A 3,793-nucleotide genomic window follows, 5' to 3' on the forward strand; every position below is an offset into this window, starting at 1 on the left:
CTCTAAGCTTTTTCCGGGCTTCTTTTACATGCCACTTTGAAGTTTCAATAGTAATTGAACGCTTCTCCGAAATTTCCTGATGGGAATACCCGTCGAACACGTATAGATTAAATACGATTCTAGTGGCAGGCGACAGTGTGTTCATTGCTTCTTGAACGTATTCCATTTCTATTGCACTTTCAATGTTATTGAATGAAACGCATGTGTTTGAATTAGGCTCATTTTGATCTTCGAAAATTGCCTCATATCTCTTCTTATTCTTTCTAAAATCATCTAGTGCCGTGTTAATCACTATTCTGCGAATCCACGCTTCGATAGGTTTATTAGTATCATATTTCTTAATATTTACTAGAACCTTTAAAAATGATTCATTTACTAAAGCAGCCGCGTCATCTACATTTCTTTTGTAGCGTAAGGCAGAGCTCATCATAATACCAAAGCATTGATCGTACAGAAGAAGTTGAGCTTTTTTATCTCGCTTCTTAATTTTCTTTAGAAACTCTTTATCTAGATGCACCCCTCTTCTTTAGTTAAGTCTGTTGTAGAATTAAAGGAAAGGAAACGTTCACTAGATATGGTTTTAGAAAATTTCTTTAAGTTCTGATTTCTAAAATTTTCATTCGACATCGCGTATCTTTTCTTCTCTTTATAGATTTCTCATCATTTATTAATTTATTAATTTATTAATTTATTAATTTATTAATTTATTACAGTTACAAAGCCATGTTTTGAACCTGATTCCCCAAATATATCTGTAAATTTTACTCTCCAAAAATAAACTCCGTCAACAGCATTTCCTCCATCCCATAAAATGGATGTATCCTCCGAGTTAAACACGGTATTTCCCCATCGATTCACAATAAAGGTTTCCATTTTATCAATTCCGGAAATTTGCACGGGCTGAAAAGTATCATTGATAAAATCTCCATTCGGAGTTATAACGTTCGGAAGTTCTAAAAAGACAGTTGGATTCAATATATTCCCATTTCCTGAATCTGTTTGGCAATCTTCAATTTCAATTATTAATGAGTCACTAAAGGTCAAGCAAGGTGTATAGATGGTGTATACAACCATGTGAACACCAGCACCAGCTAACAATGGGTCAAATGTTCCTAAGACGGAATCAGTTATGCCCAGACCAGTCCAAATTCCTCCATCATTTTCGGAAGAAAGTACTTGAATATCATCATCCAAACACAGATCCAAATAAGTTGTCGAGTCAGTGACAAATCCCGTATTCGGCATTTTATTTGGATAATTTGGCAACCCAACGGTGCAGTAATAAGGAGATAAGTCTACAGCTGCACTAACAAATCCGCATCCAGTGCCAACAATATTTGGATTACTGATTTTACAGAGATCCCTCCCAACGTCTGCAACATAGAGTAAACTGTCTCTTCCAAGGGCAATTTGACCGAACTGACCATTACCCGGATAAGTTTGAATGGAAATAGAAATAAGCGTGGCTGAAAGAGCAATATCGCTTGGACTCCCAGCAGATAGATTAAATTGAAAAAGAGAGGTAGTCAGGGCAGGTCCTACATTTGACGTTGTAGCGTATATTAATTCTCCATTTGGAGAAAATTCTACACCATAATAAAAGTCCTGAGAAATTACAGGGAGATCGATACGATTGGAAAGCAAACCTGTTGCCGCATCGAAGTCAAAAACCTCCATCGGATGAAAGAATCCAGTAGCAGATACAATTTTTGTTCCGTCTAAATTTGCAGCCATACAGCCTATTGGTTGAGTGCTAGTCATTGGACTCCCAATAGCACTCTCCACAGGAGTTAAAGAGATTCCTTCACAAGTAATCAAATAAGACAGGTATGTTCCATCTACCTTTCCAACCACAAGCCAATAATCATAGCCGTTTTCATGCTGTATGATTTTATTGTTTTCTTTTAGGTCTANTGAAGCTCGAATCGGTGTGTTTTTCGTTGCNGTAANGACCTCTCCTAAACCACCGTTGAGTGACATGTCTACTTCCGAGTAGAACAAATTAAGGAATTCTTCTGAGTAGTAATTAGGACCAAAGTTTAGTGTAATCACGTAATAAATATTGTCTGAAAAGGGTTTTTTGATGATCGAAACTCCCTGACTAAAAGTTTCATGTCCTAATAAACCAGAACCATTTATCATTAGATTGTGGGAACTATCCCAAATGTTTATCCCATTCGAGTAAAACAACAAATCACCATTTGGCGAGGATATATCCGAAACTCCTTCTAAATGATTTGAACTGTTTGGATCACCGCCGGTGGGAGTAATAGAAGAAAATGAAACACTTGCAAAATGTCCAAATTTCCAATTATCTTTTTCTCCTTGAGCGTTCGCGGAAAGAGAAACTGAAATGAGTATAACTGAAAAAAATAATTTAAGCATGTTTTCCGGTTTACTGGATAATTAATTTCACGGGAAGTACATTTTCTATAGCCTCTGCCTTTATAAAATACAAACCACTCGTGAACGTTGAAATATCAATTGGATTCTTCAATTCTGCTTTCGTTATAAAGCCAACAACTTGCCCCATGTTATTATAGATTACTACGTCGCTTTCTATATTCGAATTGTACCATTTAATGTTTACGACACTTTTAGCAGGGTTAGGAAATAACTCGAAGGGAACAATAGCTGGATATTCTTCAGTCAAACCGACATTTGAATCGTTAACAACATTGATCGTATAATCTTCCACTTCAAATAGTGAAGAGGTACATGCATCAATATTTGTGGCACCAAACGCATAAATAGCTACACGCATTCTTGTAGCACCCTCTGTTGCATATGACGGAGTTGTAATATCAATGGAATTTGAAAAACTAGTAAAAATGTACATCTCAGTTGAATCGAAAGACTCGTTTAAATCCCAGTCAATCCAAACTACCTTTTGCAGTTGGGGGGAGCCCTCATAAGAAATAACAAGAGTATTTGTAGCTCCTAATTCAATGAGAGCAGTATCAGAGAGAAAGTCGCTATAGGTATCAATAGTTGATGACTTTACAAGATTACTATATTGGACACCGACTATTCCCCACGTAGAAACTGGCGGTGCAGTAATTGTTGGGCTGCAGTATTGAGCATAAGATGCAGACGTAGTGAATAGTAAGAAAATTAGGGATTGAGTAAGGCTTTTAAGTTTCATGTAAAGTATTTTAAAAAGTTCTATTTATTAGTATACACGTGAGTTTTTCAAGTGAGGGGGGGGAGGAAATACATTTATTATGAGATCTTAAATCTTAATCTGTTCTAAATTGTAGATAAACAGGCTTCTGTAGCCTTTTGGGCTGTTCTTAGAAAGAGATTTTTTATCACTACTAATTTGTATGTCGTCAGATAAAATTGAACTTTTCACCTAAAAAATAAGATAGAGTTCTGTCGAATTTAAGCTAAAATTGTGATACTGTTTTTTTCTTGCTTTTAACGTTCTGTATTTTTTAATTTTTCGTTGTTTAAGTTTTCGATTAGCTGTTCCAAAATACACTTCAGATGGAGTAACATTTTGAAAAGATTCATATGATAGCGCTCACCTTGGGATACTTCTTTTTTAACAGATCGTCTTTTAGTCTGCTTTCGAGTTCCTTTTCTGCCAAAAGTTGTTTAAGCAAATCAACTTCTTGCTCCAAAGCACTTATTATTTTGAGACGTTCTTTGGTTATTCCATGGTCTAAACCTATTTCCCCCATAGACTCAAACTTCTTCTTCCAGCCATAAAACGTTGCTGGATAAATACTATGTTTCTCCAATGTGATTGTTACTCCATTGGTGCCAGCCTCTTTGAGGATGCTGATTT

General features: G+C 36.0%; 4 protein-coding genes. All 4 read right to left on the reverse strand.

Annotation, left to right across the window (positions count from 1 at the left end; translation table 11 throughout):
- Positions 1-517, reverse strand: a 517-nt coding sequence (locus tag HRT72_00405; protein NQY66176.1) for an RNA polymerase sigma factor, incomplete at its 3' end; no start/stop codon positions are given.
- Positions 518-699: 182 nt separating this feature from the next.
- Positions 700-2,385, reverse strand: a complete 1,686-nt coding sequence (locus HRT72_00410; protein ID NQY66177.1) for a gliding motility-associated C-terminal domain-containing protein — start codon at positions 2,383-2,385, stop codon at positions 700-702.
- 10 nt (positions 2,386-2,395) lie between these two features.
- Entirely contained in the window at positions 2,396-3,145 is a 750-nt protein-coding gene (locus HRT72_00415; protein NQY66178.1) for a T9SS type A sorting domain-containing protein, read from the reverse strand.
- Positions 3,146-3,512: 367 nt separating this feature from the next.
- The coding region (locus HRT72_00420) for a transposase (protein NQY66179.1) at positions 3,513-3,793 on the reverse strand (281 nt) is incomplete at its 5' end.

The organism is Flavobacteriales bacterium (assembly GCA_013214975.1).
Taxonomy (GTDB): domain Bacteria; phylum Bacteroidota; class Bacteroidia; order DT-38; family DT-38; genus DT-38.

Excerpts from the sequence above, each read along its gene's own strand:
- HRT72_00415 (NQY66178.1), bottom strand. The coding sequence starts at position 3,145 with ATGAAACTTAAAAGCCTTACTCAATCCCTAATTTTCTTACTATTCACT.